Source organism: Paracoccus onubensis (genome assembly GCF_003591515.1).
Taxonomy (GTDB): domain Bacteria; phylum Pseudomonadota; class Alphaproteobacteria; order Rhodobacterales; family Rhodobacteraceae; genus Paracoccus; species Paracoccus onubensis.
This window is the reverse complement of sequence record NZ_QZCG01000002.1, coordinates 425,016-449,865: the sequence shown is the minus strand read 5'-3', so window position 1 is coordinate 449,865 and position 24,850 is coordinate 425,016. Positions and strand designations below refer to the sequence as shown.

Genomic DNA, 24,850 nt, shown 5'->3' with positions numbered 1-24,850 from the left:
GATCTACAACCCCTCTCGTCCACAAATACGCGACGATCTGCTGAGGTAAACAATACCTCGCGAATTCGCGTGAAGCCGCGTCACCATCGCAACCTGCGCGGCGGTGCCCGGAAGTATCGCCGTCACCCGATATCTTCTTATGACATCCCGGGCTTCACGCCTGCGCCGCCCCCACGCGCCGTATCGGGCGTCAACTGGAAGAGCCGCCCTCGATCGCGCTCTTGAGCCCGTTGAGCCCATCATCGATCAACTGTTCCACGGCAGTGACCGCAGCTTCGTCGCTGAAACTCTCCTCTGGCTCGTTCGTCGTATCGGCCCGGAAGAAGCTGGCCTCCCATGTGACGGTCGAACCTTCGCCTGCCGGTTCGACCGTCACGCTGTTGGTATAATAGCTGACGGGAAAGGCTTCACGATCTTCTTTCGACAATCTCCAACGGATCTCCATGTTCTCTTCATCGATGCGGTCGATGCCATCCTCGACCGATCCGCCATCCGCAAATTCCACGGTTCTCTTGGCCCCCTTTCCTTCCCCCTCGACGCTGACGGAAGCGATGCCCGGATGCCAGTCTGCATAGGTGGAGGGATCGGAGAGGATTTTCCATACCTCCGCTGGCGGTGCGGCGATCTCGATTTCGCCTTCGGCCTGCTGCGGGGTCGGACCGTGGGCCAATGCCGCTCCGACCATAAAGATCGTCGCGGACGCCGCCAGAATCAGATGTCTTGCTGTCATGATCTACTTTCCTTTCGTGGAGGGGTGATAAAGCGACTGCCGGTAATCCAATGCCCCAGCAGCAGAAGCAGAGCCGCCGCCGCAAAGACGGGCGCGAGACTGCGGGTTACGGTTACCGGATGGGTGGGGGCATGTGCGGCAAGTTCCCGTTCTATTGCGGCGGGTCCTTCATCCAGCCGAAGAAACCCCAGATCGCGGGCCGAAGCGAGCGCCTGAAGATAGTCGACCCGCAGCCCCGACAGATGTTCATCGCCGTCCAGATCGGATTCGCCATAGGGATTGTTGCGCGGATGATATCCCGGCCGCTCTGAGGCATCGGGCGGGGGCGCACCAATCCTCGCTGGCGCATGTTGGACATCATTCGGTCCATAGAAACCGATCTCGCGGCCAAGGTCGTCGAATTTGGGTATCTGGGACGGGGTATCCTGACCTGCTCCGAGGATAAGCCCTCCGGGAGAGTCGCCGGTCGGGCGAGGCTCCTGCGCGAAAGGCAGTGGAGGGGCTTCCTGGCCATCGGTGACGAAGATCAAAGGCACGCCCAACCCCGAGGCCCGATTCAAAGCGTGATCCAGTCCTTTCTGAATCATGCTGTCGCCCTCCCAGGCCATCCGCCAGTCAAGCCCCATCAATGTGCCTGAAAGCGAAGAATAATCGGCGCAGACCTCCACCGGCTCAAGCAGGGTCAGACTGCGGCGTTCGGTGAATAGCGCCAGGCCGATCCGGCTGCCGCAAGGCCGGGCCGCGATCCAGTCCCTTAGCGTTTCGCGCGCGAAATCAAGCCGGGAGCGGCCGTCCATATCACGAACATTCATCGATCGGGTAATGTCGATCACGACCAGAGCATCACTCAGACGCTGCTTTCGCGGGATGCCAAGATCAAGTGCCGCCAGCATCGCCAGAACGGTCACGATCGCGGGCAGGATAATACGCCAGCTCACGGAGCACCCCGCGGCATTCCCGGCAAATCGGTCCATAATTGCCGCGGTTGATTTTCGGGATCCTCTTCGCCTTCGGCCAGCGGTCGCGGCAGGTCACGCACAAGGCGCATGGCCAGTTCCAGATTGACCTTGGCGTCACGATTGCCGGGTTCAGCCCGCAGTGCCTCGCGATAGGCGGATTTGGCCAGTTCGATTTCGGGCGTGGCATCTTCGAAACTGCCGGCCTCGATATGGTCGTATCCGGAACGCATCCGGGCATTGGCAATGGCGAAATGCGCGTCGGACCGCAAATCGGCCTGACCATCGGCCAATCGTGGCAGCAGCTCTTGCGTCTCGGCGAGCTTGTCGCGCCAAGCAAGAAACAGAATGCGCGCATGGATTGCATGCGGATCGGCATCCTCGCGCAGCGCAACCTCGTACCCCTCGGCAAGCGCGCGGATTGCGGCATTGTCTTTGAGATTGCCCCAGACGGCATAACCGGACCACACAAATGACGCGCCGGAAACCAGCAATGCAAGGGCCAATGCAGCAAGAACCAGCCGTCTCATGAGGACCTCAGCAATGGTGCGGGACGGGTCGGTGCGAAAGGCCGTTCAAGCCACCGCGCGATTGTCAGTGCGCCCGCAGAAAGCGCGGCAAGCAAATAGAACAGCCAGTCCAGATCGCGACGAGGCACCCGCCGTTCGGTCAGGATCGGTTTCGTCTCCATTTTGCCGATTTCGTCCACAGCGCCCTGCACGGCTTCGGGGCTTTCGGCCTCGAAGGCGACATAGGTGATACCCAATCGCTGAAGCAGCAGGTGCAGATGCCGTTCAGGACGGGTCTGCGGCGTGTTGGTTTCGCCCGGCGGGCTATCCTCGAAGATGCTCTTTGCACCCTCGGTCCGCAGATACAGCCAGTAAAGACTCACCTGCTGTTCGATTGCCAGGCGACGCAGGCTGTCTTGCACTTCGGGCGATATCACTCCTGCCCCGTCCGAAACGAGAACCACGGCGCGCGAGCCAAGGGACGGCGCGTCGCGCATCATCTCGAACGAGAGGGCAAGACCGCGCCCGACATCGGTTTGCGACAATCCGCGCTCGGCCTGCGCATCGATCGCCGCCGAAATGGCGCTGCGGCTGATCGTCATCGGCAGCACCTGCAAAGGTGCGGTCGAAAAGGCGGCGACACCGATCCTGTCATCGGGGCGACCCGCGATGAATTCGCGCAGGATGCGGCGCGCAGCGGCCGCCTTGCTTTCTTCACCGCCATCGGGGGTACGCCCTGCGAATGTATCATCCATGCTGGACGAGCGGTCGATCAGCAGGACCAGATTGGCCCCCTGCCCCCGATAAGGAACCGTGCCGCCCTTCAGATAGGGCGCCGAGATCCCAAGAATCAACGTCACCATGGCAAGAATGCCCGACGCGGTCAGGCACCTGTCGATTGCCCATGATGTCCCCTCGACCGGGCGCAGATCGATCCGGGGCACATCGGTGGACCGCAGCCAGCGCGCCAACAGGGGTAAAGCAGCCAGTGGCAAGGCGTAAAGCGCAAGCGGAAAACCAAATCCGATCATCTCAGCCCCCGTTCTATTCGGGCGAGATCGCGCGACAATGCGACGACTGAAACGTCTGGAGCTTCCCGAGTGCCAAAAAAGGCTGCATCAGACGCCCGGAAGAATCCGTCCAGCCGATCCGCCAAGGGCTGATATTCCGGCCGCGCCGCAAGAAACTGCGGCAGATCGGCACTGATCAGAACGCGATTAAAGGAGGCATCCAGCGCCCGGTGCAATGCGCGGCGCTGCAAGGCCGGCCCACGCAGCCGCGCGATGCTGCGAGCCGCGCGGGTAAAAGGACGCGCCGGCCGCCTGTGAAATGGCCACCAGGCTTGTGTCCAGCCGATTGCGATCAGGACGCACAGGAAAGCCGCAGCTGATATGGCAAGCGCGGCATTGTCCCTTCCGGTCTGGATCAGGCGAAAGGGCGGGTCCGGCAAGAGTTGCGCAGGCGAGGATTGATCCGTAATCGGTCGAAGCGGCGCAGCCACGAAGGCAAAGCCCGGCAAACTCATTTCAGTACCGTCGGACAAACGAACAGGCGAAGGCGGCACCTCTCGCCGATCGGGCGCAAGCGCGGAGTAGAAATTCTGCCAGCGCAGAGTCAGTTCGGCATGTCCGGCAGTCTCCTGAAGATCGATGCTGCGCAGATCCAGCCAGTAATCCACCGCCCGCGGGCGAGGCAGGCTGGCACGATCCAGAGTCACGCCGGAGGGCAAATCTATCTCGATGCGCTGCACCAGCTCATCACCCAGCAGCCAGCCATATCCATGCGGATTATCCGTCCGGATCTCAGGCTGCGCCTGTGCGACAGCAGGTAACAACACAAGAAGCGACCACCATCTCATCTTGGCGCCTCATCCAGTTCGGCGATCAGATGTGACAGATCGATGCTGTCGCGGATCTCGACGGGGCGCAGACCGTGGCTGGCGAAGACAGCGCCAAGATCCCGACGGCGCGACCGGCCCGCCTCGGCTTGCCGCAACGCCCATTTGCGGCCGGTCAGAACGGTGCGTCGCCGCCCGCTTTCAGGATCCCGTATTTCGGAAAGACCGATACGGCCGGGCGGTTCCTCCAGGCCGGTATCCCGAAGCCACAGAGGCAGGACCGGACGCGGCGATAACGCGCCCAGCAACTGGTTCAGTTCAGGCACCGAATGATCGAAATCCGATATCAGCGCGACCAGGATCCGGCCCTGCGGCAGGCTTGCAGCCGCAGCGCACAGCCCCTCAACCCCATCTCCCAAGGCGAATAATCGGTTTACCTCGGTGCGGATCTCTTCGCCGATCCCGATGCGGCGCGTAGGTGGCAGGTTCAGCACCGTCTCCCGGCCGCTGACGACCTGCAGGGCAACCCGATCTCCGCCCCGTCGCGCCGCCTGCGCCAGCCCGCCGGCCAGAAGCGCCGCAATCCGCTGACGATCCGACGCGGCGACAGTCCCAAGAGAAGCGGTTGCATCCAGAAGAATATGCAGCACCAGATCCGTATGGCGTTCGAAACGGCGCACGAAAAAGCCCCCGAAAGGATCGGTGATCGATCGGCGGAGATCCAGCCGGCGCGGGTCCGGATGCGCCAGAAGCGGCGCAATATCGGCAAAGGCACCGCCCGCACCGCGTAACCGGCCCCGATGCGCGCCTTCACGCAATCCGGGCTGACGACGGGTAAGATGCCAGGTCAGCGAGTCGAAAAGATATATTTCGTCCGCGTCTGGAATCATTCCACAGGCACCGGAATTTTTTCGAAAGCCGCCCGGATCAGTTCGGACATCAGAACATCCCGACGTGGTTCATAGGCAGGGGCAAGAAAGGTGCGATGCGACATGACAGGTTCGAATATTCCCCGCACATCCTGCGGAAGAACCGCATCCCTGCCCTCGATCCAGGCCGACGCACGCGCCACCCGGACCAGCGACTGCATCCCGCGCGGACTGACGCCGCCGCGCACAAGCTGTGCGGAATCCGTGCCTTCGATCTGCAAACCGAATTCTCCCGGATCGCGCAAGGCGCTGCACAGATCGAAAACATAGCGTTGCAAGGCCTCGCTGGCATGGATCCGGTCCTGAATTTCCCCGGCCAGCGCGTTAAGCCCGTTATAAGGAAGCAATCCCTCGGTCACGTTGCCGATCAATGTCCCGGTGTCGTGAAATCTCGTCTCGAAAGCCAGTGCGATCCTGTCCTCGCGCATATGCGGAACATGGATCGGAATCTCCATCATGAACCGGTCCCGGGCGGCAGCGGGCAGTTCAAACGTCTCGTCGCGCTCGATCTGGTTGCGATCTGCGAAAACCTGCAGATGTGGGAAGTGATATTCGCGACGAAAGGCCGTCAGGCTGCGTTCGGCCATCAGCCGCAGCAGCAGGGCATGAACCTGCGGCCGAGCCCGGTTGATCTCATTGAAGAAGAAGATCGACAGATCCTCGCCGCGCGACAGAACCGGCCCGGGTTCGATCCGGGGGCGACCTTCTGCGTCCAGATGTGCGTCATAGATCAGGTCGGTGGGCAACAGGTCCACCGTGCCTTCGATCCGCGCGAACGGACCGCCGACCACCCGGGCGACGGCACGCAGCATTGTGGTCTTACCGGTGCCGACATCGCCAGCCAGCAACACATGACCACGCGCCAGAACCGATAACAAAATCAGGCGAATTGCGCCGGACTGCCCCAGGATGATTTCGTTCAGCTGCGTCTCCGCATCCTGAAAACGGGTCAGCCATTCGGCCGTGGCGAGAGTCTCGTTCGACATGATACCCCGACAATGATGAGAGATGTGCCGCGCCGGGATGTGACATTTGGGATAACCATCCCGACGCGGCACGCCCCGATATTATTCCGAGGGCGGAGTACCGCCTTCTTCATAACCGGGGATCTTGGTGACGTCATATTCAAACTCGCCCGTCTCCTTCATGTGCCAGACGCGCCACTCATTCCGGTTGTCCATCACCGCAAGAGACTCGCCCTGCTTCGAAATTTCCGCGGGGTCATGCTGAGGATCGTATTCCGAGCCCTCGACCTTTTCCGGATAATCCGGCTTCGGTTCCCAGCAATTTCCCGGCGCCTTGCAATTGGTGCCGTCATAGGCAAAGGCAGGCAAGGCCAGCGACAAGCTCGCGATGACACCCAATAAAAGCGGTTTCATGGTTTCTCCTCCTCGTTTGACAGTAATGCCCGGCTTGGACATCTGGGGCGGATGTTGCCCCGGGTGACGGCGCGGATTTGGTGATTACTCCTCCGCGCCGCCTTTCGGCTTGTAAGGTGTGAATTCCTCTTGCTGTTCAGGGGTCAGCCAGCCGGCCGTATCCGGCTCTCCGGTATAGAGGTGGCGGACCCAGGCCATCGCCAGAAGCATTTCGTCCAGCGTCAGGCTGCCCCACATCGGACCCATCTGCCCGGTCGCGCCCCCGTATAACGTTGAAAACAGGCCGACATCGGTTTCGTTCTGCGGATAGGTCCAGTAATCGTCGTTCAGACCCGGGCCGATCTTTCCTTCGCCGTAATGGCCGTGACAGCCCGAACACATGGTGTTGTAAATGTCTTCGGCTTCTTTCATGACCTCTTCGTTTTCATTGTAGATATTTACGCCGGTCTCCAGGAATTCCTTGACGGCTTCGGTGTCACGCCCTTCCTCCATCGCGTCGTCGAAGTTCAGTGGTGACCCGTCGACAGTATTGAAGAACTGGGGTTGCTGTGCGACGACCCCGCCGCCTCCGAATATTGCGATGATGACTGCAAGCGAAAGATGCCTCATATCTCGTCCTTGTTGGCTATGAATCCAGCGGCAATGTCGGAATGTTCTCTTCATCCAGAATTGCCTGAATGCGATCTTTCCCCGAGACCAGGGCCTGATCGATTTTCTCCAGCAGTTCGGGCTTGTCCTCGGTGACGCCCACCGACTGGCTGTATTGCAACGGAATGATCATTCCGTCGGAACGCTCGATCTCGTTGGTGATCAGCGTCATTTTCAAAGATTCGTTGGAATCCCGGACATAGCGCCCTGCATCAGGCGCAAAAATGATGGCCATATCGGCATTTCCAGCGGCCACCTCGGACACGACAAGATCGGCCGGAACCTGTGTATACTGATTGCGGCGATCCTCGAAATTGGTCAGCGACGCCTGATAGACCAGATTATACTCGTAGCGGCCCGAATATTTGAGGATCGTTTCGGCCGGGGTGTGGTAGCGATAGGAAAACGTCTCGAACCCTTCCTGATCGACGTCCTGCCATTTGTCGCCCTCGAAATTCCGGTCTTGCCGGCTGATGAAAGCATAGCCCGACCGATAGTAAGGTTCGCTGGTCAGAAGTCGTTCGTCACCGGCGTCGACGCCCACCAACACATCGCACAGATCCTTTTCGATCCCGTCGCGGAACAGATAGATCGCATCATTGTCGATCATCACCAGATCCAGCTTCATGCCGGTCTCGTCAGCCAGAACCTCGGCGATGCGGTTTTCAAAACCGGTGCCGTCTCCGGTGGAATACGGTGCATCCTTGGTCGAGGCGCAGATGCGGAGGGGCTGATCGTCGTCAGCTGGCGCCTCTGCCTCTTGCGCGGTTGCGCTTCCCAGAGCGCACAGCATGACCGCCCCGCCGAATCCAAGGCGCGAAATCGTCGCGTACATTGTCGAGTCTCCCATATGTCAGTTCAAAGGGGGACGGCTGGCGGGGTTTGGAGAGCAGCCAGCCGTCCCGATGCGTATCAGGCGTCTTCGCCCGATACGTATTCGCCGACATTCGGGTCTGAATACGGACCTTCGCCATCAAGCGAGAAGACCATCAGCCCGCCACCCATCTGAGTGAACTCCTTCATACGACGGAAGGCGCCAACGGATCCCAGACCGGCGGTCGGGTCATTGAGATCGAAGACCAGGCCAACACCGGGCCAGCCGCCGACACCATACATGATCGCCACATATTGACGGCCGTCATGCTGATAGGTCATCGGATGACCAATCACGCCGGACGGAAGCTTGAACTTCCACAGCAGATCGCCCGTGTCGCTGTCGCGTGCCTTGATGAAACCGTCCAGAGTACCGTAGAAGGTCACGCCACCCGCGGTGGACATCGTGCCGCCCCAGACAGAGAAGCGTTCCATCTTCTCCCAGGCCATTTCGCCGGTAATGGCGTTGTAGGCCTTGATCTGGCCAAGTCCCAGACCGTTCTCGCGATCGCCTTTCGGGCCGGGATACATGTTCAGCGTGGCACCCACGAAGAACTGGCCTGCACGATAGGGCAGCATGAAGGGCTCCCAGTCCATGCAGATATGGTTGATGCCCAGCATGAACAGCTTGCGCTCGGGATCATAGCTGTCGTGGCCCTGGTTGTGATAACCCATTGCCGACGGACAGATGTCGCGCGCCTGATGATCCATCCGGGTTCCGAATTCCGGATCACGGACCGGCAGGCCGGTATCAAGCTGAACCTCTTTCACCCAGTTGACCGTATCATCCATCTTGTCGGCAGAGATCAGGTCGCCATTGGTGCGATCGAGCGTGTAGACGATGCCGTTGCGGTCAGGGTGGGTCAGCAGCTTGCGCATGTTGCCCTCCTTGTCCTCCTGCTCGGACAGCATCATGACGTTGACGCCGGCATAATCCCATTCGTCATGCGGTGTCTTCTGATAGGCGAACTTGGCTTCGCCGGTCTCGGCCTCGCGGCCCCAGATCGCCATGGTCCATTTGTTGTCACCCGGGCGCATCGTCTCGTTCCACGGAGCCGGGTTGCCGGAGCCGTAATAGAACAGGTCTTCTTCGGGATCATAAGCATACCAGCCCCAGTTGGTGCCGCCGCCGATCTTCCAGGCATCGCCTTCCCAGGTTTCGGTGCCGAGATTGAACTGACCATAATGCGGGTTGGGCGCATTGAAATCCTCGGCCAGCTTCAATTCCTCGTCCGGGCCGGTCGCAAAGGCGCGCCAGCGCTTTTCGCCGGTTTTGACGTCATAGGCGGTCACATAACCGCGCACACCCAGTTCCGCGCCCGAGCTGCCGACCAGCACCATGTCCTTGATGACATAGGGTGCGATCGTCAGGGTCGAGCCGACCTTGATGTCCGAATTCTCCATCATCCAGACCGTCTCGCCCGTCTCGGCATCCAACGCGGCGATATGGCCGTCAAGCTGGGTGCGGAAGATCAGCGGACCGTTTTCGTCATCACCCGGCCAATAGGCCAAACCGCGGTTAACGACATCACAGCATGCAACCGTCCGAGCCGTGGGGTTCTGCTGAGGCTTGTTCTGCCACAGGATCGTTCCCGGATCCTTCAGATCCAGCGCATAGACAATATTCGGAAACGGCGTATGGACAAACATCTTGTCGCCCACGACCAGCGGAGTACCCTCGTGACCGTTCAGCACACCGGTCGAAAACGACCAGGCAGGACGCAGTTCCTTTACGTTCTCCTTATTGATTTCGTCCATTTCGGAATAATTCTGCGCGTTGTAGTCGCGTCCGGTCATCACCCAGTTCGCGGGATCTTTCGCAAGTTCGACCAATTGGTCATTCGCCAAAACCGGACTCGCACCGACGGTACCGACCATCACGGCGCTGGCCAATGCCAGCGGCGAGACGTTCATCATAGATTTTCGAAGTATGTTCCTCATGTGTTCCTCTCCCTATCACGCCATCCAAACCGGTTGCCGGAACGCCTCCCACCGATTCAGAGCGTCTCGTCGACGGATCCAGCCGTGATGGCACGGACCGTTCGTGACCTAATTGGAGCACTGGCGATGCCGGCTGTCTGCGTGGAGTACGCCTCGAATTGTTCGGGATATTTCCCCCGAATAACCTGGGGGATTTGGCATGCATCGAAGAAATTCGTCATACCATTGACTGAAGCCAGATCGGTTGTCTCATACTCTGGTCTGACCTAGATTCGGAATTGGAGAAGAAAGGCGTCGCGAATCACTCTTCAGGAGTTACGAGCCCGCATGAGCCAGCCCGGAAGCATTATCACCATCCTCGCGCTCGGCCTGTTTGTGTCGGGGACTCTGGCGCTAGGCGGTTGTCGAGAAGAAGAGGACGAAACCCTGCCAGCCGCGTCGACCTCGCAGAACAAGGAAACCGGCAATTCGGGCAGAAACGAATGGCTGGAGGTGACAAATACGGAAACGCCGCTAGACTTCATCGCCCGCGTCACCGGTGCGCCCGCCGCGCAGATCACCCCGCGGCTGGACCGCGCGACCGCCTTATATCAGGAAAGCCCGCGCATGATTGCAAATCGCAGTGTGCAATTATGGCAGGAAATCCGTGAAAAGCAGGAGGAGATCGATATCATAGATTTGCTGGACGATCTGGCACCCGAAAATGGTTCCGCGCGAACCGGCAGCCTGACCGCGGTGGTCCAGAATTACCGTGTGCTGCGCAGCCAGGGGGCCGATCACACCGCTGCCGTCACGACCGCGACACAGGCAGCCCAGTGACGCACCCTGCCAACATATCGGTTGCAACCCAGCTCCCCAACCGGGTCCCGACCGTATCTTACGGCAAGCTGTCTCTGCACAGGCTGGTGATGCTGGTTTCGGCGGGGGTGGGACTCCTGCTGTGCATTGCCGTGGCCACGATTATCATCCTGAACGCAAGGCACGCCATCGTCGAAGAGACATCATCGGCATTCCGTATCGCCCAGACGACCGTTGCCATCCGCATGCCACAGCGGTTCGCGGGTCGCGATACAATGGGCGACGCAATGCGGTTATCGGCCGAAATCGATGCGCTGCGCCATGTATCATCCCATATCATCGATACACAGGGCGATCCTTTGATGGCACGCGCAGAGAAGGCCGAGAGCGTTTCCGAGAATACCGTACCCGACTGGTTCAACCAGCTTATGCGTCCAGAGCCGCAAACGGACCTGTTTCCGATCTCGCATTATCCGAATATACTGGGCAGTCTGTGGATCTCGACCGATCCCAGCGATGAGATTGCCGAAGTCTGGGAAGATTTCAGCGTGATCATGCCGCTGCTTGCCTTGACCGGGATCGTAATGGTGGGGCTGACCATGCTTGTCAGCACGCTGATCCTGCGCAGGCTTCGGATCCTGCAAGAGGCATTGTCCGCGATCCGTCAGGGAGATCTGACCCGCCGCGCACCCAATGGAAGGCTGGTCGAATTCTCGGCCCTCGCGGAGGGCGTGAACGAGCTTGCTGCGCATCTTCAGGCCAAGCGCGCGGAAAACGATCTGCTGCAAACCCGCCTGCTGACATTGTCCGAAGCCGAGCGGGCAAAGATCGCATCGGATCTCCATGACGAAATGGGCCCGCAGCTTTTCGCCCTGAACGCCGCGCTCGCTCAGGCGAGAAGCGTCGCCTCGGATATTGATGACGCGGCGCGGTCCCAGTTGGTCGAGGCGCTTGAGGCGACGCGGACCCACGCCCGCGCCGTGCGCGACAGCGCTCGCGCCGCCATCAACGATCTGCGCCCCATGCTGCTGGGGCACGGTTCCCTGATCGAACTGCTGGAGGAACTGATCGCCGATTTCACCGAAATCTCGCCCGAAGTGACGATCGACCTGAATGCCGGTTGCCAGATCGGCACCGGCGAGCTTGAAGAACTTTCCATCTATCGCTTCGTGCGCGAAAGTCTGTTGAACGCAATCCGCCATGGCAATGCACAGCGGATCGAAATCGACATGCATTGCGATAACTCTGTTAACCCTCGCCAGATCGTCACCCGCATCACGGATGACGGTCGCGGACCTTCCGGCAAGGTACTTCCCCGCAGCTACGGGCTGATCGGCATACGCGATCGCGCTCGCGCACTTCACGCCACCTACATTCCCCCCTATCGCAAGGGCGATGCCACGATCACCGAACTCAGGATGCCCATTCAATGACCCCCACCAGAACTCTGACCGCCAAACCGGACGAACGGACCCGCCGGATCGTCATCATCGATGACCACCCGGTTGTGGCGGAAGGCTGGGGACGGATCATCCGGGCGCATCTTCCTTGCGAGATTATCCCGGCGGCAACCGCGCTGGAGGGTTGGCGCGCCTGGCGGACGGCCCGGCCCGACCTGATGGTGATCGACCTGACACTGGGCAATGACAAGATTGCCGGCATCAAGCTGATCGACCGCTTCCGGAAACTGGATCCCGGCTTGCCGATCCTGATCTTCACCATGCATCGCAGCGCGGTGCTTGCCCGCCGCGCATTGCATGCCGGCGCCAATGGCATCATCAACAAGGACTCCCCGTCCGAAGAGATTTTAACGGCCCTGACCGAGGTTCTTTCGGGCGGCAATTATCTTGAAAGCCGGCTGGCCACGCAGATCGCATTGATGAACGTTCCGGGCAAGCGCAGCACCGGAACCAGCCTGACCTCCCGCGAGGAGGAAATTCTGGGCATGATCGCGGACGGCATGTCTTACCGCCAGATCGCGGACCGCGCATGTATCAGCTACAAAACCGTCTCGAATGTCAGCCTTGTGCTGCGAGAAAAGCTGGATGCGACGAGTCTTGCCGATCTGGTCGTCAAGGCAATCCGGTATTTCGAGGGCCATTAGAATGGATTGATGCCGCGTCTGGCAGCTTTCGCCATCGCCACGTGACGCGCGGATCCAATCAGGGATCGGCAGCATCAGAAGCCGAATATCGTCCAATATCCGGCCGGCCGGTGGATAAACCTGTTTCAATTTCGCTCCTGAAGAGATTTCTCTGCCACATCAGCTTGATCTGAAATTAATCATCTGGCACATGAAAATGAGTTGGCCAGAAGATCGGCCACCATGTGCAGATCAGCATGACAGCCAAACCGTCGCCCCTGCCTGATTCCGGCAATCGGGAAGCGAGGCGGCACATAAGTAAAATGTGTTCGAGCTCTCGCGCAATCTTGCAGGGCAAATGCCCTATCGCAGATTGCATTTCCCAAAAGCTTCGTGCGAAGCAGATGCGCCGCCGAATTTACGACTGACGCCCGATCGAGAAGGATTGCTGCCCGGAATGGACAACCCCGCCGCAATGGTTGAACAAAATCTTCTTCTTTTGCTCGCACTCGCGCCATTCGCGGGCGCATTGCTGCTGACAACGCTTCCCCGACAGGCCGAACGGCGCGCGGCTCTGTTTTCCGGCCTGACCATGCTGGCATCGTTGGGGTTGCTTGCCGGGATGGCAAAATCAATTGCCTCGGATAATGTGCTGACTGTCGATATAGACTGGATCCCGACACTTGGGCTATCCCTGTCGCTGCGTGTGGATGGCTTCGTCTGGCTGTTCGCGACGCTGGTCATGATCATCGGCCTGCTGATCGTCGTCTATGCCGGTTTCTACATGAAGGGCAAGGACAGGCTTCCGCGTTTCTTCGGCCTGCTTCTCACATTCACCGGAGCGATGCAGGGCATCCTGTTGTCCGGAAACCTGATCATGCTGGTGGTGTTCTGGGAACTGACCTCTCTCATGTCCTTTCTGCTGATCGGCTTCTGGCATGGCAGCGCCGCAGCACGGGACGGCGCGCGTACGGCTTTGGTCCTTACCGCGAGTGGGGGGGTATGTCTGCTTTTTGCGATGCTGCTGATCGGTCAGGTGGCAGGCAGCTATCAACTGGATGAGGTTCTGAAAGCAGGGCCCGAAATACAGGCCCATCCCTATTACGGGATCATCCTCGCCCTGTTCCTGATCGGCGCATTCACGAAATCCGCACAGGTACCGTTCCATTTCTGGTTACCCGGCGCCATGGCCGCGCCGACACCGGTGTCGGCCTTCCTGCACAGCGCCACCATGGTCAAGGCCGGGATCTTCCTGCTTGTGCGGTTCTTCCCCGTATTGGGCGGAACCGAGCTGTGGTTCTTCGCCGTCACCGGCATCGGCATGCTGACCATGACCGTGGGCGCGGTGGTCGCATTGTTCCGCCACGATCTGAAAGGCCTTCTGGCATATTCGACCATCAGTCATCTGGGACTGATCACGGCACTGGCAGGGATCGGCAGCACCGGCGCAATCACAGCCGCGATCTTCCATATCTGCAACCATGCTGTCTTCAAGGCCTCCCTGTTCATGGTTGCGGGAATCATCGACCATGAGACAGGCACCCGCGACATGCGCAGGCTTGGCGGGTTGTTTCGTGTCATGCCCATCACCGGGTCACTGGCAATCGTCGCATCGGCGGCCATGGCGGGCGTTCCGCTGCTGAATGGCTTCCTGTCCAAGGAGTTGTTTCTTGCCGAAACGGTAGCCTGGCATAACGGCACATGGCTGGATGACAGCCTGCCCTATATCGCGGTCGTCGCCAGCGCCTTCTCGGTCGCCTACTCACTTCGTTTCGTCATGTCGGTTTTCTTCGGGCCTCTTGCCAAAGATCTGCCGAAATCACCGCATGAGCCCGCCGCATGGATGCGCCGCCCCGTTGAATTGCTGGTGCTGATCTGCGTGCTCGTCGGGATCCTGCCAGCCCTGACGCTTGGCCCGTCAATCAATGCCGCCGCCCGGGCGGTATTCGGCGACGATCTGCCCTATTACGACATTGCCATCTGGCATGGCATCAATGCGCCTCTCCTGCTTAGCCTCGTCGCGTTCGGGGTCGGGATCCTGCTTTATACGACCATGGCGCGCGGAATTGCCGCGGGGCCAGAGGGACCACCGCTGCTGCACCGGCTGCGCGGCCAGAAACTCTATGATCAGGTCATGCTGAGGGGAACATGGATCTGGCCCCGCCGCGCCCTGGGCTGGCTTTCAACCGATAGCCTGCAACCCCAATTGCGGCTTGTCGTTCTGGTGGCATTCATCGTCGCGTTTGGGTCATTATGGCGCAATTTCCATCTGGCCGAAACGCTACGCCAGACGGCACCGTCTCCGGGTTTCGCCCTTATGTGGCTGGTCGGAGGCGCCTGCGCCATCGGTGCAGCCTGGCAGGCGAAATATCACCGTTTCGCCGCGCTGGTCATGCTTGGCGGCGCAGGCGTCGTCACCTGTCTGACCTTTGCGTGGTTCTCGGCTCCCGATCTGGCCGTGACGCAGTTGCTGGTCGAAATCATCACGACCACGCTTCTGCTGCTGGGGCTGCGCTGGCTGCCCAATCGCCGGGAAGAAATCCTTCGCGATACGCTCATGCCCGCACGGGTGCGTCGCGGGCGAGACCTATTCATCGCCATCTGCAGCGGAATGGGAATAACGGCCATCGCTTACGCAATCATGACCCGGCCCCGGATTCCGAATGTCGGCGACTGGTTTCTGGCCAATGCGTATCACTCCGGCGGAGGAACCAATGTCGTCAACGTGATCCTTGTCGATTTCCGCGCATTTGACACATTCGGCGAAATTACGGTTCTCGCGATCGTGGGACTTACCGTCTACGCGTTGCTACGCCGTTTCCGCCCTGCCTCCGAAAGCATAGATGCGCCCGAGCAGCAGTCGGGCAATATCGCCAACCGGCTGGACGATTACCTGTTCGTGCCGTCCACGATCATGATCTGGATGTTCCCGATCCTGATCGTCGTATCGGCCTATTTCTTCTTCCGCGGCCATGATCTGCCCGGCGGCGGTTTCGCTGCAGGTGTGACCATGGCTATCGCATTCCTGCTTCAATACCTTGCAACCAACGTGAAATGGGTCGAGGCACGACTGACCGTGCTGCCAATACATTGGATGGGGATCGGACTTCTGATTGCCGTTGGCACGGGTATCGGCTCCTGGATCTTCGGCTTTCCGTTCATGACCGCCCATGCGCGTTACGTTACCTTGCCGCTTATCGGGGACGTGCCGTTTGCGACGGCACTGATCTTCGATCTGGGGGTCTTTGCGCTCGTCGTCGGCGCGACAGTGCTGATGCTGATCGCGATTGCGCACCAGTCGCTGCGTGCCGCCCGGATGCGCGAACAAGAGGAAGAAGCCAGCAAGGAAGCGAATAAGAAGAAGGAGACTCCGGTATGGAACTGATCCTCTCCGGCGCCATCGGAGTTCTTGCCGCATCGGGCATCTGGCTGATCCTGCGACCGCGCAGCTTTCAGGTCATCGTCGGGCTGTGCCTGCTTTCCTATGCAGTCAATCTGTTCATATTCTCAATGGGCAGGCTGACACCGGGCGCGCCGCCGATCATGCCCAAGGGAGGCTTTGTCGATCCGACGCTTTACGCCGATCCGGTTCCGCAGGCGCTGGTGCTGACCGCCATCGTCATCAGCTTCGCGACCACGGCACTGTTTCTGGTGGTGCTGATCGGCCTGCGCGGCCTGACAGGCACCGATCACGTCAACGGAAAGGAAAAGAGCGAGGCATGAACCAGCATCTCATCATCGCACCGATCCTGATTCCATTCGTGGCCGGCGCGCTCATGCTTCTTTATGATGACCGGCAGCGCGTGGTGAAATTCTGGATCAGCCTTTCGTCGATTCTGGCACAGCTTTTCATCGCGATTCAGCTGGTCATCCGCGCCAAGACCGGCGCAGAGACCGGTGGCGAAGGTATCACCTTCTATCTGCTTGGCAATTGGGAAGCGCCAATGGGGATCGTGCTGGTCCTTGACCGGCTATCCGCCATGATGCTGGTGCTTACCGCGTTTCTGGCAACGGTATCGCTTATCTATGCCCGCGCAGGCTGGCACCGGCAGGGGACATATTTCTACTCGCTATTCCAATTCCTGCTTGTAGGGCTGAACGGCGCCTTCCTCACCGGGGATCTGTTCAATCTTTTCGTTTTCTTCGAGGTGCTTCTTGCCGCATCCTACGGGCTGTTGCTGCACGGTTCGGGCCAGGTCCGGGTGCGGGCGGGCTTCCATTATATCGCCATCAACCTTACCGCTTCACTGTTATTCCTGATCGGGGTCAGCCTGATTTACGGCGTCACCGGAACGCTGAATATGGCTCATCTGGCGAATATGATATCCCAGGTCGCGCCTGCTGACCGGCCGCTTCTGCATGCCGCCTTCGCAATTCTGGGTGTGGCCTTTCTTGTCAAGGCGGGCAGCTGGCCGCTTTCATTCTGGCTTCCCTCGACATATATGGCGGCCGCTGCCCCGATCGGAGCCATGTTCGCGATCATGACCAAGGTCGGCATCTACGCCATCCTGCGCCTTTCGCTGTTGATGTTCGGAACGACCGGAGGACCATCGGCGGGGTTTGGCGCCTCGGTCCTCATCGCGCTGGGAATGGCGACGATGATCTTTGGGCTGCTTGGGATCCTTGCCGCGCAGAATATCGGACGAATTGCCGCCAATACCGTGCTGATTTCATCAGGTTCTCTGCTGATCGTGATTGGCTTTGCCCTGTTGGGCGGCGGTGAAGCGATGCTGGCCGGAGCGCTTTACTATATGATCGGCTCGACATTGGCGACCGGCGCCTTGTTTCTTCTGGTCGAACCCATGGAACGCAAGGATGGTGGGATCGCCGCCCTTCTGGCTCTGACCGCAGATGCCTATGGAATGGATGCGCAGCCGGTCGAAGACGATTCCGTAACCGAGGGGCCGCGCATCGGCTATGGGCTGCCGCTTCTGGCCGGCGGTTTCATCGTCGCAGTCCTGTTTTTGGCAGGGTTACCGCCGCTGCCCGGTTTCATTGGCAAGGTCGCCATGATTCAGGGGCTTATCGCAGTCACTGGCATCTGGGGGGCGATTGCCTGGGGCAGCATAGCGCTTTTGCTTCTATCGGGACTCGCAGCACTGATCGGCCTTGTGCGGATCGGCATCCAGACCTTCTGGACCAACGAAGAAAACCCGTCCCAACTCATGGCTCTGGAAATTGCACCAGTGCTGGCGCTTGCTGCGGCGCTTTGCATGATGACCGTGAAGGCAGAGGCGACTCTGCGCTACACTGCCGGCACCGCTGTGGCGCTTCATGAAACATCCGCTTATGCCTACGGTGTCTTCGCGGCCCGTCCTGCTGTCACCAACACCTCTGCCAAAACGGATGGTCAGCCATGAGCCGAATTCTCGTCTATCCCCTGTTTTCGTTTCTTCTCGTTCTGCTGTGGATGATGCTGACGCGCTTCTCGCTGGGTCACTTCATCCTTGGCAGCGCAATTGCATTGCTCGCGGGAAAGGCTGCCCATGCGCTGCAGCCGGAAACGCCGCAGTTCCGAGGCTGGCGCGTGATCCCCCGGCTGATCGCGATATTCTTCGTCGATATCATCCGTTCCAACATCGCCGTGACCCGGCAAATTCTGACCGAGGGCTGGTCAGGCCGAAAATCGGAATTCATCGAGGTCCCGCTGACGATACAAAGCAGAACGGCGCTTTCGACACTCGCCATCATCCTGACGGCAACGCCCGGCACCGCATGGCTTGAATATGTGCGCGAGACCGAGACACTGACACTGCACATCTTCGATGCATCCGAACATGAGCGATATCTGGACATAATCTGCAATACCTATGAACCATTGCTCAAGGAGCTCTTCGAATGAGCGCAGCGATCCTGACCTTCGCGCTGGGTTATGCTCAGCTGGTTTTATCCCTCGCCGCATGCGTTGCGGGCGTCCGCATCCTGCGCGGCCCACGTGCGCAGGATCGTGTTCTGGCTCTTGATGCGCTTTATATCATCGTGATGCTGGTGTTTCTTGTCACGGGCATGCAGCTTGGCACGATGTTCTTTTTCGAAGCGGCAATGATCGTGGCGGCGATGGGTTTCGTTTCATCGATCGCCCTGGCGAAATTCCTGTTCCGCGGGGAGGTGATCGAATGACGCCGCTTGCTGCGATCCCCTTATGGCTGGCACTGCCGATCGCGTTTCTGGTCATGCTTGGCGCGACCCTGACCCTGATCGGCGCAATCGGCTTTCTGCGACTGGGCAATTTCTATGACCGGCTTCACGCGCCTACGCTTGCCACAAGCTGGGGTATGGGCGGCATCGTGCTGGGATCGCTGCTATTGGCCACTCAGGTGGAAGGAAGAATTATCCTGCATGAACTGGTGATTGCGTTCGCCATCCTGATAACTGCGCCGGTCACCCTGATGCTGCTGGGCCGCGCTGCGCTGCATCGGGACCGGAGCGAAGGATCAGCCCAACTTCCCGAGTCGTTGCGGCAACGCCGATCACCCGAAACAGCCGAGAATTCGGAATCCGACGAATAAACATCGGGTTCAGATATCACGCAATGGTCGCCGCCAGAGCAAGGTGATGCGCCGTCATATCGGGGACCGCCTTACAGCAATCGGCCATTGGCCTGAAAGAAATGCGACAATGGCAGAGCAGCGGCCCCCAACACCCGGGCGCTGCGCCCAAGGCTGCCCGCTATCACATCGGGCAGATCGATTCCCTCGGTGGGAAGTTCGGCCAAAGCCCGCCTTGTCGCCTCGACCAATCCTGTCCGGGTCGCCGCAGGGATCGCCCCATCGATGATAATCAGCGGCAAATCCACAAGCGATACGGCGGCAAGCGCAACATGAGCCAGTCCCCTGCCCGCCTGATCCGCCCATTCCGCCTCGAGCTTTTCAGGCGGATCCCAACCCGCGTCATCCGGCGGCAGGGACCGCCCCAAGCGACGCTCCAGAATGGCGACGGCGGCGTGGTCTATCAGTTGCCCGCCACCCGGCAGCGACATGGATCCAACCGCCGCCGCGTTCCGTTTTGGGCCGAAACGCAGATTGCCATCCAGAACGATGCCACCGCCCGGAAAATGCGCGATGTAGAAATGCAGAAAATCCGCCGGTAAATCCTTGCGCCCGAAGATCAGTTCCGCCGCACAGGCAGTCGTAGCGTCATTTTCGAGGATGACGGGAAATGGCAGATCACGGGCCAGTTCACCCTGAAGATCGCAATCCTTCCATGCCGCCATGTCTTCGCCCCAATCCCAAAGCCTGAACGGGGTCGCAATGCCAAGCCCGGCGATTCGTTGCTGTCCCGTTTCCGGCAGACTGGCACGAAATGTCTCGATTCCGCGCCGGGCGAAGTCAATAACTCTATCTGGCTGATGAATACCCTGTACCTCCTGTCGGTGCAGGATGATCCGCCCCGAAAAATCCATGAGCGCCAGTTCGATCAGACGGCGACCCAGCTTCAGCCCCAGAAAATAGGCGCCTTCAGGGTTCAGTTCCAACGGTGTGGACGGCTGACCCACCTTACCGCGAACGGCTTCCCGTTCGTTAACAAATCTCTTATCTATCAATCTTTTGATAAGGTTTGTCATTGCCTGTGCCGAAACCCCGACAGCATGCGCCAGGGCCGTGCGCGGCATCGGCCCGTTCTTGCGGATCAACGACAGGATCGCCTTTTCATTCTCGCTCAGATTGCCGTTATTTGATCCGGTTTGTGACATTGAGGGCTCCTCTCAAATCAATTATTAAATCAAATTGAGTTATTGACAAGCACCTGTTTGCGGTGGCTACATAACGAAGGCCGGGATGACCGCCCGGGCGTATAGGAGGAGAGTTACAGATGTACAGAACCGCCATGCTGCGCATGACCGTCGCCGCTTCCGTTCTTGCGGCCGGAACGGGCCTTGCCATGGCTCAGGAGCCGGTAAAGGCATGCCTGATCACCAAGACCGACACGAACCCGTTCTTCGTGAAGATGCGCGAGGGTGCGACCGAGAAAGCCAAGGAACTGGGGGTCGAACTCAGCAATTTCGCGGGCAGGATTGATGGCGACAATGAAACCCAGGTCGCGGCCATCGAAACCTGCATCGCCAATGGCGCGAAGGGCATCCTGATCACCCCGTCCAACAGCTCTGCCATTGTCGGGCCGGTCCAGCAGGCGCGTGACGCGGGGCTGCTGGTCATTGCGCTCGACACCCCGCTTGATCCGGTGGACGCGGCGGATATGACATTTGCCACGGATAATTTCCTTGCCGGCGAAATGATCGGAAAATGGGCCAAGGAAAGCCTGGGCGACAAGGCCGAGGATGCCAAGATCGCCATGCTGAATATCGATATCTCGCAACCCAGTGTCGATGTGCTGAGGAATCAGGGATTCCTGACCGGTTTCGGAATCGATGTCGGCGATCCTAATAAATGGGGCGACGAAGAGGATCCGCGCATCGTCGGACACGACGTCACGCAGGGCAACGAGGAAGGCGGCCGCAAGGCACTGGAGAATCTGCTCGCCCAGGAGCCCTTTATCGATCTGGTCTATACGGTCAACGAACCGGCAGCCGCTGGCGCATATGAGGCGTTGAAATCCGTCGGGCGCGAAGGTGAGGTGACCATCGTTTCCGTCGATGGCGGCTGCCCCGGCGTCGCCAATGTCGAAGCGGGAATCATCGGTGCCACTGCTCAGCAATATCCGCTGCTGATGGCCTCGAAAGGGATCGAAGCAATTGCGGCATTCGCGAATGACGGCACCAAGCCCGAGGCAAGCGACGGCAAGAATTTCTTCGATACCGGCGTCAAGCTTGTAACCGACAGCCCAGTCGAGGGACTTGACTCGATCCCGGTCACCGAAGGCAAGGATCTTTGCTGGGGCTGATGCCGTCACGCAGCAATCATAACGGTTCGAGGCGGCGCACCGCCTCTTTCCCGCGATATTCGCCGCAAGCCCGCCACTTCGACCAAGGAGAGGTCTATGTCCAATAGCGACAATTACGAATCCGTCGTCACGTCGGCATCACAGGATATAGCGAAATTCGATGATCACAGGAAAGGAGCCCTTGGTCATTTTCAGCATATGCTGCATATGACTCCCTCGCTGGTGCCGCTGATCGTGCTTGTGGCCTCGATCATCATCTTCGGCATCGCGATCGGCAGCAATTTCTTTTCCGCCTATGCCCTTACCCTGATCCTTCAGCAGGTGCAGATCGTTGGCGTCCTGGCTGCGGCGCAATCGCTGGTCGTGCTGACTGCCGGGATCGATCTTTCTGTCGGTGCGATTGCGGTCTTTACTTCGGTACTGATGGGGCAGTTCACCTTCCGCTACGGGATCCCTGCCCCGATTTCGATATTGCTTGGCGTGAGCATCGGCACCGCCATCGGCGCGATCAGCGGCTGGCTGGTCAGCCGGGTCAAGCTGCCTCCGTTCATCGTGACGCTTGGCATGTGGCAGATCGTGCTGGCAGCAAATTATCTTTATTCGGCTAACGAAACCATCCGCGCACAGGACATCGCAACCAACGCCCCATCCCTGCAATTCCTTGGCAACACGTTCAAACTTGGCGGCGCCACCATGACGCTTGGCGTGGTGATGATGGTCGTCATCGTGGCGGCGCTGGCCTATTACCTGCGCGCGACCGCATGGGGAAGGCATGTCTATGCGGTTGGCGACGATCCCGAGGCGGCAAAGCTGGCCGGTGTGAATGTCCACAGAACGCTGATGTCGGTCTATATGCTGGTTGGTCTGATCTGCGGGCTGGCGGGTTGGGCAATGATAGGCCGCTACGGTTCGATTTCACCTTCCGCGACGACCGGAATGATGGGCAATATCCAGTCTATCACCGCCGTGGTGATCGGAGGTATCTCGCTATTCGGCGGACGCGGCTCGATCCTTGGCGCATTTTTCGGCGCATTGATCGTTGGCGTGTTCGAGCTTGGATTGCGCATGGCGGGCGCGGATGCCCAATGGACCTATCTGCTGATCGGCATATTGATCATCGGGGCGGTTTCCGTAGACCAGTGGATCAGAAAGGTGGCAATGTGATGGAACCCATTCTCAAGGGAAGGAACCTCGTCAAACGCTATGGCAAGGTCACAGCGATCGATCACAGCGACTTCGATCTGATGAAGGGTGAAATCCTGGCCGTTATCGGCGATAATGGAGCAGGAAAATCAAGTATCATCAAAGCCCTGTGTGGCGCGATCACCCCCGATGAGGGCGAAGTCTGGCTGGAGGGAAAGAGAGTTCGCTTCGCATCGCCCATCGACGCGCGCGAAGCCGGGATCGAAACGGTCTACCAGACATTGGCCATGTCCCCCGCCTTATCGATCACCGACAACATGTTCATGGGCCGGGAAATCCGCATGCCGGGTCTGATGGGAAAATATCTGCGCAAGCTCGACCGCCCGAAGATGGAGAAATTCGCCCGCGACAAATTGTCGGAACTGGGGCTGATGACCATTCAGAACATCAATCAGCCGGTTGAATCGCTTTCGGGCGGTCAGCGGCAGGGCGTGGCGGTCGCGCGTGCGGCGGCATTCGGATCGAAAGTCATCATTCTGGACGAACCCACTGCGGCGCTGGGCGTCAAGGAAAGCCGCAAGGTTCTGGAGCTTATTCAGGATGTGCGTTCGCGCGGGGTATCGATCATCCTGATCAGCCATAACATGCCGCATGTCTTCGAGGTTGCGGACCGGATCCATGTCCACCGGCTTGGCCGCAAACTATGCGTCATAAATCCCAAGGACCACAGCATGTCCGACGCGGTCGCCTATATGACCGGCGCAAAGCTGCCGGAAGCTGCGTGACATCCGGGAAACCTTCCGGACGGCAAGCTACCGCGGGATAACGATCTCTGCCCGCAACCCGCCAAGCTTTTCACCCCGGCTCAGACGTAGCTGCCCGCCATGACTGCGAACGACATCCGCAGCGATCGCCAATCCAAGCCCGGCCCCCTGCCCGCTATTACGGTTCCGCGAACTGTCAAGCTGGGTAAAAGGACGCATCGCCGTCTCCATGTCCTCTTCCGGGATTCCCGGCCCGTCATCCTCGACCCCGATCCGCAGGCTGCGCGGCCCCAGCGCTGCATCGATCTCGACGCTGGTTCCATGGCGCACGGCATTGCCGATAAGGTTATCCAACGCCCGCCGCAGCATTTCCGGACGACAGCTTACCGGCTGCGACCGCCCCTGAAATTCGGCCAGATGAACATTCTGCCCAACACGTTGCGCAGCCGTCACGATATCGCCCAAAAATTCAAAGGGATCGATCTCCTCTGCCGGGCTTTCCCGCGCATCGTCCCGCGCATAATCCAGAAATGCATCCAACATGCGATCCATCTCAGCGATGTCCTTTTCCATTGCTGTGATATCATCGGGTTCCGACGCCATCCCCGGCGACAACATGGACAGCCCCAGCCGCAAACGCGTCAAAGGCGTGCGCAGGTCATGACTGATACCTGACAGCATCATCTTGCGCTGTTCATTTTGCCTCTCAAGCCTGCTGCGCATATCAAGGAATGCCGTGCCTGCGCTGCGGATTTCGATAGCGCCGCCGGGACGATAAGGCTCGACCCGCCCCCGGCCATAGGCTTCGGCCACCCGGGCAAGGCGGCGTATCGGGCGAAGCTGGTTGCGCAGGAAAATCGTCGCGATGCCGGACATCAGCAAAGAGGTGAAAATCATCAGGACCAGAAGCTGGTGCGGGTTCGAGGCACTGACCCGCTCGCGATCGAATGAAATATTGTAAGGTCCGAATTTACCCGACATCGTAACCGCGACGCGCTTGTTATCCGCCGCCAGATCGATGGCGGTCACCTTTGGCAGGCCGGCTCGCAACTCGCGGATCACGACCCGACCGGAAAAATCATAGAATTTGCGCGCGTCTTGTTCGGCAGCCGCAGCGGGTAACTCTACCGTCAGGCTCAAAGGCGCGACAACTGCCTGCGCCGCCAGCAAGGCGGCATGCGGGGTCTCCGATCGCTCGACCCGCGTCGCGACGAAGCCCAGCTCATGCGCCATGCTGCGGGTCATCTGCTGGGCGACGTCCTCGAAATGACGCTGAAGAAACATGATGCTGACCACCAGCGTCACCACCACGATCGGCAGAAACAGGATCAATGCGGCCCGGCCATAGAGACCGCGCGGGAACATGCGTTTCAACCAGTCGTGTTCTGTTTCATTTGCCATGGTAAACCTGCCTGCGAA

25 protein-coding genes are annotated in these 24,850 nt (G+C 59.5%); 12 read left to right on the top strand and 13 right to left on the bottom strand.

Going from position 1 to position 24,850, the window contains the following annotated elements:
* Positions 1 to 190: 190 nt before the first annotated feature.
* The 11 genes from D3P04_RS04810 to D3P04_RS04760 form a co-directional block, all read right to left on the bottom strand.
* Positions 191 to 730, bottom strand: coding sequence for an SRPBCC family protein (locus D3P04_RS04810; protein WP_119746447.1), 540 nt, complete (start codon positions 728 to 730; stop codon positions 191 to 193).
* Entirely contained in the window at positions 727 to 1,668 is a 942-nt protein-coding gene (locus D3P04_RS04805; protein WP_232844881.1) for a VWA domain-containing protein, read from the bottom strand. The genes D3P04_RS04810 and D3P04_RS04805 overlap by 4 nt, the downstream gene beginning before the upstream one ends.
* Positions 1,665 to 2,216, bottom strand: coding sequence for a hypothetical protein (locus tag D3P04_RS04800; protein WP_119746444.1), 552 nt, complete (start codon positions 2,214 to 2,216; stop codon positions 1,665 to 1,667). The genes D3P04_RS04805 and D3P04_RS04800 overlap by 4 nt, the downstream gene beginning before the upstream one ends.
* Positions 2,213 to 3,226 (bottom strand): vWA domain-containing protein, encoded by a 1,014-nt coding sequence (locus D3P04_RS04795; RefSeq protein ID WP_119746442.1) that lies wholly within the window; start codon positions 3,224 to 3,226, stop codon positions 2,213 to 2,215. The genes D3P04_RS04800 and D3P04_RS04795 overlap by 4 nt, the downstream gene beginning before the upstream one ends.
* Entirely contained in the window at positions 3,223 to 4,053 is an 831-nt protein-coding gene (locus D3P04_RS04790; RefSeq protein ID WP_119746440.1) for a nonribosomal peptide synthetase MxaA, read from the bottom strand. The genes D3P04_RS04795 and D3P04_RS04790 overlap by 4 nt, the downstream gene beginning before the upstream one ends.
* The gene (locus D3P04_RS04785) at positions 4,050 to 4,922 is read right to left on the bottom strand and encodes a DUF58 domain-containing protein (protein ID WP_119746438.1); all 873 of its coding nucleotides are present in this window, start codon (positions 4,920 to 4,922) and stop codon (positions 4,050 to 4,052) included. Before D3P04_RS04785 ends, D3P04_RS04790 begins: the two co-directional genes overlap by 4 nt.
* A complete protein-coding gene (locus D3P04_RS04780; protein ID WP_119746436.1) occupies positions 4,919 to 5,947 on the bottom strand; it encodes an AAA family ATPase in 1,029 nt (342 codons plus the stop codon). Before D3P04_RS04780 ends, D3P04_RS04785 begins: the two co-directional genes overlap by 4 nt.
* An 81-nt stretch (positions 5,948 to 6,028) precedes the next feature.
* The gene (locus tag D3P04_RS04775; RefSeq protein WP_119746434.1) at positions 6,029 to 6,340 is read right to left on the bottom strand and encodes a methanol dehydrogenase [cytochrome c] subunit; all 312 of its coding nucleotides are present in this window, start codon (positions 6,338 to 6,340) and stop codon (positions 6,029 to 6,031) included.
* Between the two features lie 84 nt (positions 6,341 to 6,424).
* Positions 6,425 to 6,949, bottom strand: a complete 525-nt coding sequence (gene moxG, locus D3P04_RS04770; protein ID WP_119746432.1) for a cytochrome c(L), periplasmic — start codon at positions 6,947 to 6,949, stop codon at positions 6,425 to 6,427.
* Between the two features lie 16 nt (positions 6,950 to 6,965).
* Entirely contained in the window at positions 6,966 to 7,823 is an 858-nt protein-coding gene (gene moxJ / locus D3P04_RS04765) for a methanol oxidation system protein MoxJ (RefSeq protein WP_232844880.1), read from the bottom strand.
* A 77-nt stretch (positions 7,824 to 7,900) separates the two neighbouring features.
* Positions 7,901 to 9,802 (bottom strand): methanol/ethanol family PQQ-dependent dehydrogenase, encoded by a 1,902-nt coding sequence (locus D3P04_RS04760; RefSeq protein WP_269902616.1) that lies wholly within the window; start codon positions 9,800 to 9,802, stop codon positions 7,901 to 7,903.
* A gap of 327 nt (positions 9,803 to 10,129) precedes the next feature.
* On the opposite strand from D3P04_RS04760, the gene D3P04_RS04755 reads away from it, so the two are divergent.
* The 9 genes from D3P04_RS04755 to mnhG all read left to right on the top strand — a co-directional run bounded on the left by D3P04_RS04755 (position 10,130) and on the right by mnhG (position 19,192).
* Complete coding sequence (locus tag D3P04_RS04755; protein ID WP_119746430.1) at positions 10,130 to 10,621, top strand: protein moxZ; 492 nt, start codon at positions 10,130 to 10,132, stop codon at positions 10,619 to 10,621.
* Entirely contained in the window at positions 10,618 to 12,033 is a 1,416-nt protein-coding gene (locus D3P04_RS04750) for a LapD/MoxY N-terminal periplasmic domain-containing protein (RefSeq protein ID WP_147391885.1), read from the top strand. Before D3P04_RS04755 ends, D3P04_RS04750 begins: the two co-directional genes overlap by 4 nt.
* Positions 12,030 to 12,704 carry a response regulator transcription factor gene (locus D3P04_RS04745; protein ID WP_119746426.1) on the top strand — a complete coding sequence of 225 codons (675 nt, stop codon included), beginning with the start codon at positions 12,030 to 12,032 and terminating at the stop codon, positions 12,702 to 12,704. Before D3P04_RS04750 ends, D3P04_RS04745 begins: the two co-directional genes overlap by 4 nt.
* A gap of 454 nt (positions 12,705 to 13,158) precedes the next feature.
* Entirely contained in the window at positions 13,159 to 16,068 is a 2,910-nt protein-coding gene (locus D3P04_RS04740; RefSeq protein WP_119746535.1) for a monovalent cation/H+ antiporter subunit A, read from the top strand.
* On the top strand, positions 16,059 to 16,406 hold the full coding sequence (locus D3P04_RS04735; RefSeq protein ID WP_119746424.1) for a Na+/H+ antiporter subunit C: 348 nt from the start codon (positions 16,059 to 16,061) through the stop codon (positions 16,404 to 16,406). Before D3P04_RS04740 ends, D3P04_RS04735 begins: the two co-directional genes overlap by 10 nt.
* Complete coding sequence (locus D3P04_RS04730; RefSeq protein ID WP_119746422.1) at positions 16,403 to 18,043, top strand: monovalent cation/H+ antiporter subunit D; 1,641 nt, start codon at positions 16,403 to 16,405, stop codon at positions 18,041 to 18,043. The genes D3P04_RS04735 and D3P04_RS04730 overlap by 4 nt, the downstream gene beginning before the upstream one ends.
* Complete coding sequence (locus D3P04_RS04725) at positions 18,040 to 18,525, top strand: Na+/H+ antiporter subunit E (protein ID WP_119746420.1); 486 nt, start codon at positions 18,040 to 18,042, stop codon at positions 18,523 to 18,525. Before D3P04_RS04730 ends, D3P04_RS04725 begins: the two co-directional genes overlap by 4 nt.
* Positions 18,522 to 18,803, top strand: coding sequence for a K+/H+ antiporter subunit F (locus D3P04_RS04720; RefSeq protein ID WP_119746418.1), 282 nt, complete (start codon positions 18,522 to 18,524; stop codon positions 18,801 to 18,803). The genes D3P04_RS04725 and D3P04_RS04720 overlap by 4 nt, the downstream gene beginning before the upstream one ends.
* Positions 18,800 to 19,192, top strand: coding sequence for a monovalent cation/H(+) antiporter subunit G (gene mnhG / locus D3P04_RS04715; RefSeq protein ID WP_119746416.1), 393 nt, complete (start codon positions 18,800 to 18,802; stop codon positions 19,190 to 19,192). Before D3P04_RS04720 ends, mnhG begins: the two co-directional genes overlap by 4 nt.
* Before the next feature lie 71 nt (positions 19,193 to 19,263).
* Here mnhG and D3P04_RS04710 read toward each other — a convergent pair whose 3' ends face one another.
* On the bottom strand, positions 19,264 to 20,376 hold the full coding sequence (locus D3P04_RS04710) for an ROK family transcriptional regulator (RefSeq protein ID WP_119746414.1): 1,113 nt from the start codon (positions 20,374 to 20,376) through the stop codon (positions 19,264 to 19,266).
* A 143-nt stretch (positions 20,377 to 20,519) separates the two neighbouring features.
* Here D3P04_RS04710 and D3P04_RS04705 point away from each other — a divergent pair, with 143 nt between their 5' ends.
* From D3P04_RS04705 to D3P04_RS04695, 3 genes are all read left to right on the top strand, one after another.
* Positions 20,520 to 21,524: a sugar ABC transporter substrate-binding protein gene (locus tag D3P04_RS04705; protein WP_408634355.1), complete on the top strand. Its 1,005-nt coding sequence runs from the start codon at positions 20,520 to 20,522 to the stop codon at positions 21,522 to 21,524.
* A 96-nt stretch (positions 21,525 to 21,620) separates the two neighbouring features.
* The gene (locus D3P04_RS04700) at positions 21,621 to 22,688 is read left to right on the top strand and encodes an ABC transporter permease (protein ID WP_119746412.1); all 1,068 of its coding nucleotides are present in this window, start codon (positions 21,621 to 21,623) and stop codon (positions 22,686 to 22,688) included.
* On the top strand, positions 22,688 to 23,452 hold the full coding sequence (locus D3P04_RS04695) for an ATP-binding cassette domain-containing protein (RefSeq protein ID WP_119746410.1): 765 nt from the start codon (positions 22,688 to 22,690) through the stop codon (positions 23,450 to 23,452). Before D3P04_RS04700 ends, D3P04_RS04695 begins: the two co-directional genes overlap by 1 nt.
* A gap of 27 nt (positions 23,453 to 23,479) precedes the next feature.
* On the opposite strand, the gene D3P04_RS04690 is transcribed toward D3P04_RS04695, so the two are convergent.
* On the bottom strand, positions 23,480 to 24,832 hold the full coding sequence (locus D3P04_RS04690) for an ATP-binding protein (RefSeq protein WP_119746408.1): 1,353 nt from the start codon (positions 24,830 to 24,832) through the stop codon (positions 23,480 to 23,482).
* Positions 24,833 to 24,850: the final 18 nt, after the last annotated feature.

Bases quoted from the DNA above. Each gene is read 5' to 3' on its own strand.
- D3P04_RS04810 (WP_119746447.1), bottom strand. From the start codon at position 730: ATGACAGCAAGACATCTGATTCTGGCGGCGTCCGCGACGATCTTTATG.
- D3P04_RS04800 (WP_119746444.1), bottom strand. From the start codon at position 2,216: ATGAGACGGCTGGTTCTTGCTGCATTGGCCCTTGCATTGCTGGTTTCC.
- D3P04_RS04795 (WP_119746442.1), bottom strand. From the start codon at position 3,226: ATGATCGGATTTGGTTTTCCGCTTGCGCTTTACGCCTTGCCACTGGCT.
- D3P04_RS04790 (WP_119746440.1), bottom strand. From the start codon at position 4,053: ATGAGATGGTGGTCGCTTCTTGTGTTGTTACCTGCTGTCGCACAGGCG.
- D3P04_RS04785 (WP_119746438.1), bottom strand. From the start codon at position 4,922: ATGATTCCAGACGCGGACGAAATATATCTTTTCGACTCGCTGACCTGG.
- D3P04_RS04780 (WP_119746436.1), bottom strand. From the start codon at position 5,947: ATGTCGAACGAGACTCTCGCCACGGCCGAATGGCTGACCCGTTTTCAG.
- D3P04_RS04775 (WP_119746434.1), bottom strand. From the start codon at position 6,340: ATGAAACCGCTTTTATTGGGTGTCATCGCGAGCTTGTCGCTGGCCTTG.
- moxG (WP_119746432.1), bottom strand. From the start codon at position 6,949: ATGAGGCATCTTTCGCTTGCAGTCATCATCGCAATATTCGGAGGCGGC.
- moxJ (WP_232844880.1), bottom strand. From the start codon at position 7,823: ATGTACGCGACGATTTCGCGCCTTGGATTCGGCGGGGCGGTCATGCTG.
- D3P04_RS04760 (WP_269902616.1), bottom strand. From the start codon at position 9,802: ATGAGGAACATACTTCGAAAATCTATGATGAACGTCTCGCCGCTGGCA.
- D3P04_RS04755 (WP_119746430.1), top strand. From the start codon at position 10,130: ATGAGCCAGCCCGGAAGCATTATCACCATCCTCGCGCTCGGCCTGTTT.
- D3P04_RS04745 (WP_119746426.1), top strand. From the start codon at position 12,030: ATGACCCCCACCAGAACTCTGACCGCCAAACCGGACGAACGGACCCGC.
- D3P04_RS04740 (WP_119746535.1), top strand. From the start codon at position 13,159: ATGGTTGAACAAAATCTTCTTCTTTTGCTCGCACTCGCGCCATTCGCG.
- D3P04_RS04735 (WP_119746424.1), top strand. From the start codon at position 16,059: ATGGAACTGATCCTCTCCGGCGCCATCGGAGTTCTTGCCGCATCGGGC.
- D3P04_RS04730 (WP_119746422.1), top strand. From the start codon at position 16,403: ATGAACCAGCATCTCATCATCGCACCGATCCTGATTCCATTCGTGGCC.
- D3P04_RS04725 (WP_119746420.1), top strand. From the start codon at position 18,040: ATGAGCCGAATTCTCGTCTATCCCCTGTTTTCGTTTCTTCTCGTTCTG.
- D3P04_RS04720 (WP_119746418.1), top strand. From the start codon at position 18,522: ATGAGCGCAGCGATCCTGACCTTCGCGCTGGGTTATGCTCAGCTGGTT.
- mnhG (WP_119746416.1), top strand. From the start codon at position 18,800: ATGACGCCGCTTGCTGCGATCCCCTTATGGCTGGCACTGCCGATCGCG.
- D3P04_RS04710 (WP_119746414.1), bottom strand. From the start codon at position 20,376: ATGTCACAAACCGGATCAAATAACGGCAATCTGAGCGAGAATGAAAAG.
- D3P04_RS04705 (WP_408634355.1), top strand. From the start codon at position 20,520: ATGACCGTCGCCGCTTCCGTTCTTGCGGCCGGAACGGGCCTTGCCATG.
- D3P04_RS04700 (WP_119746412.1), top strand. From the start codon at position 21,621: ATGTCCAATAGCGACAATTACGAATCCGTCGTCACGTCGGCATCACAG.
- D3P04_RS04695 (WP_119746410.1), top strand. From the start codon at position 22,688: ATGGAACCCATTCTCAAGGGAAGGAACCTCGTCAAACGCTATGGCAAG.
- D3P04_RS04690 (WP_119746408.1), bottom strand. From the start codon at position 24,832: ATGGCAAATGAAACAGAACACGACTGGTTGAAACGCATGTTCCCGCGC.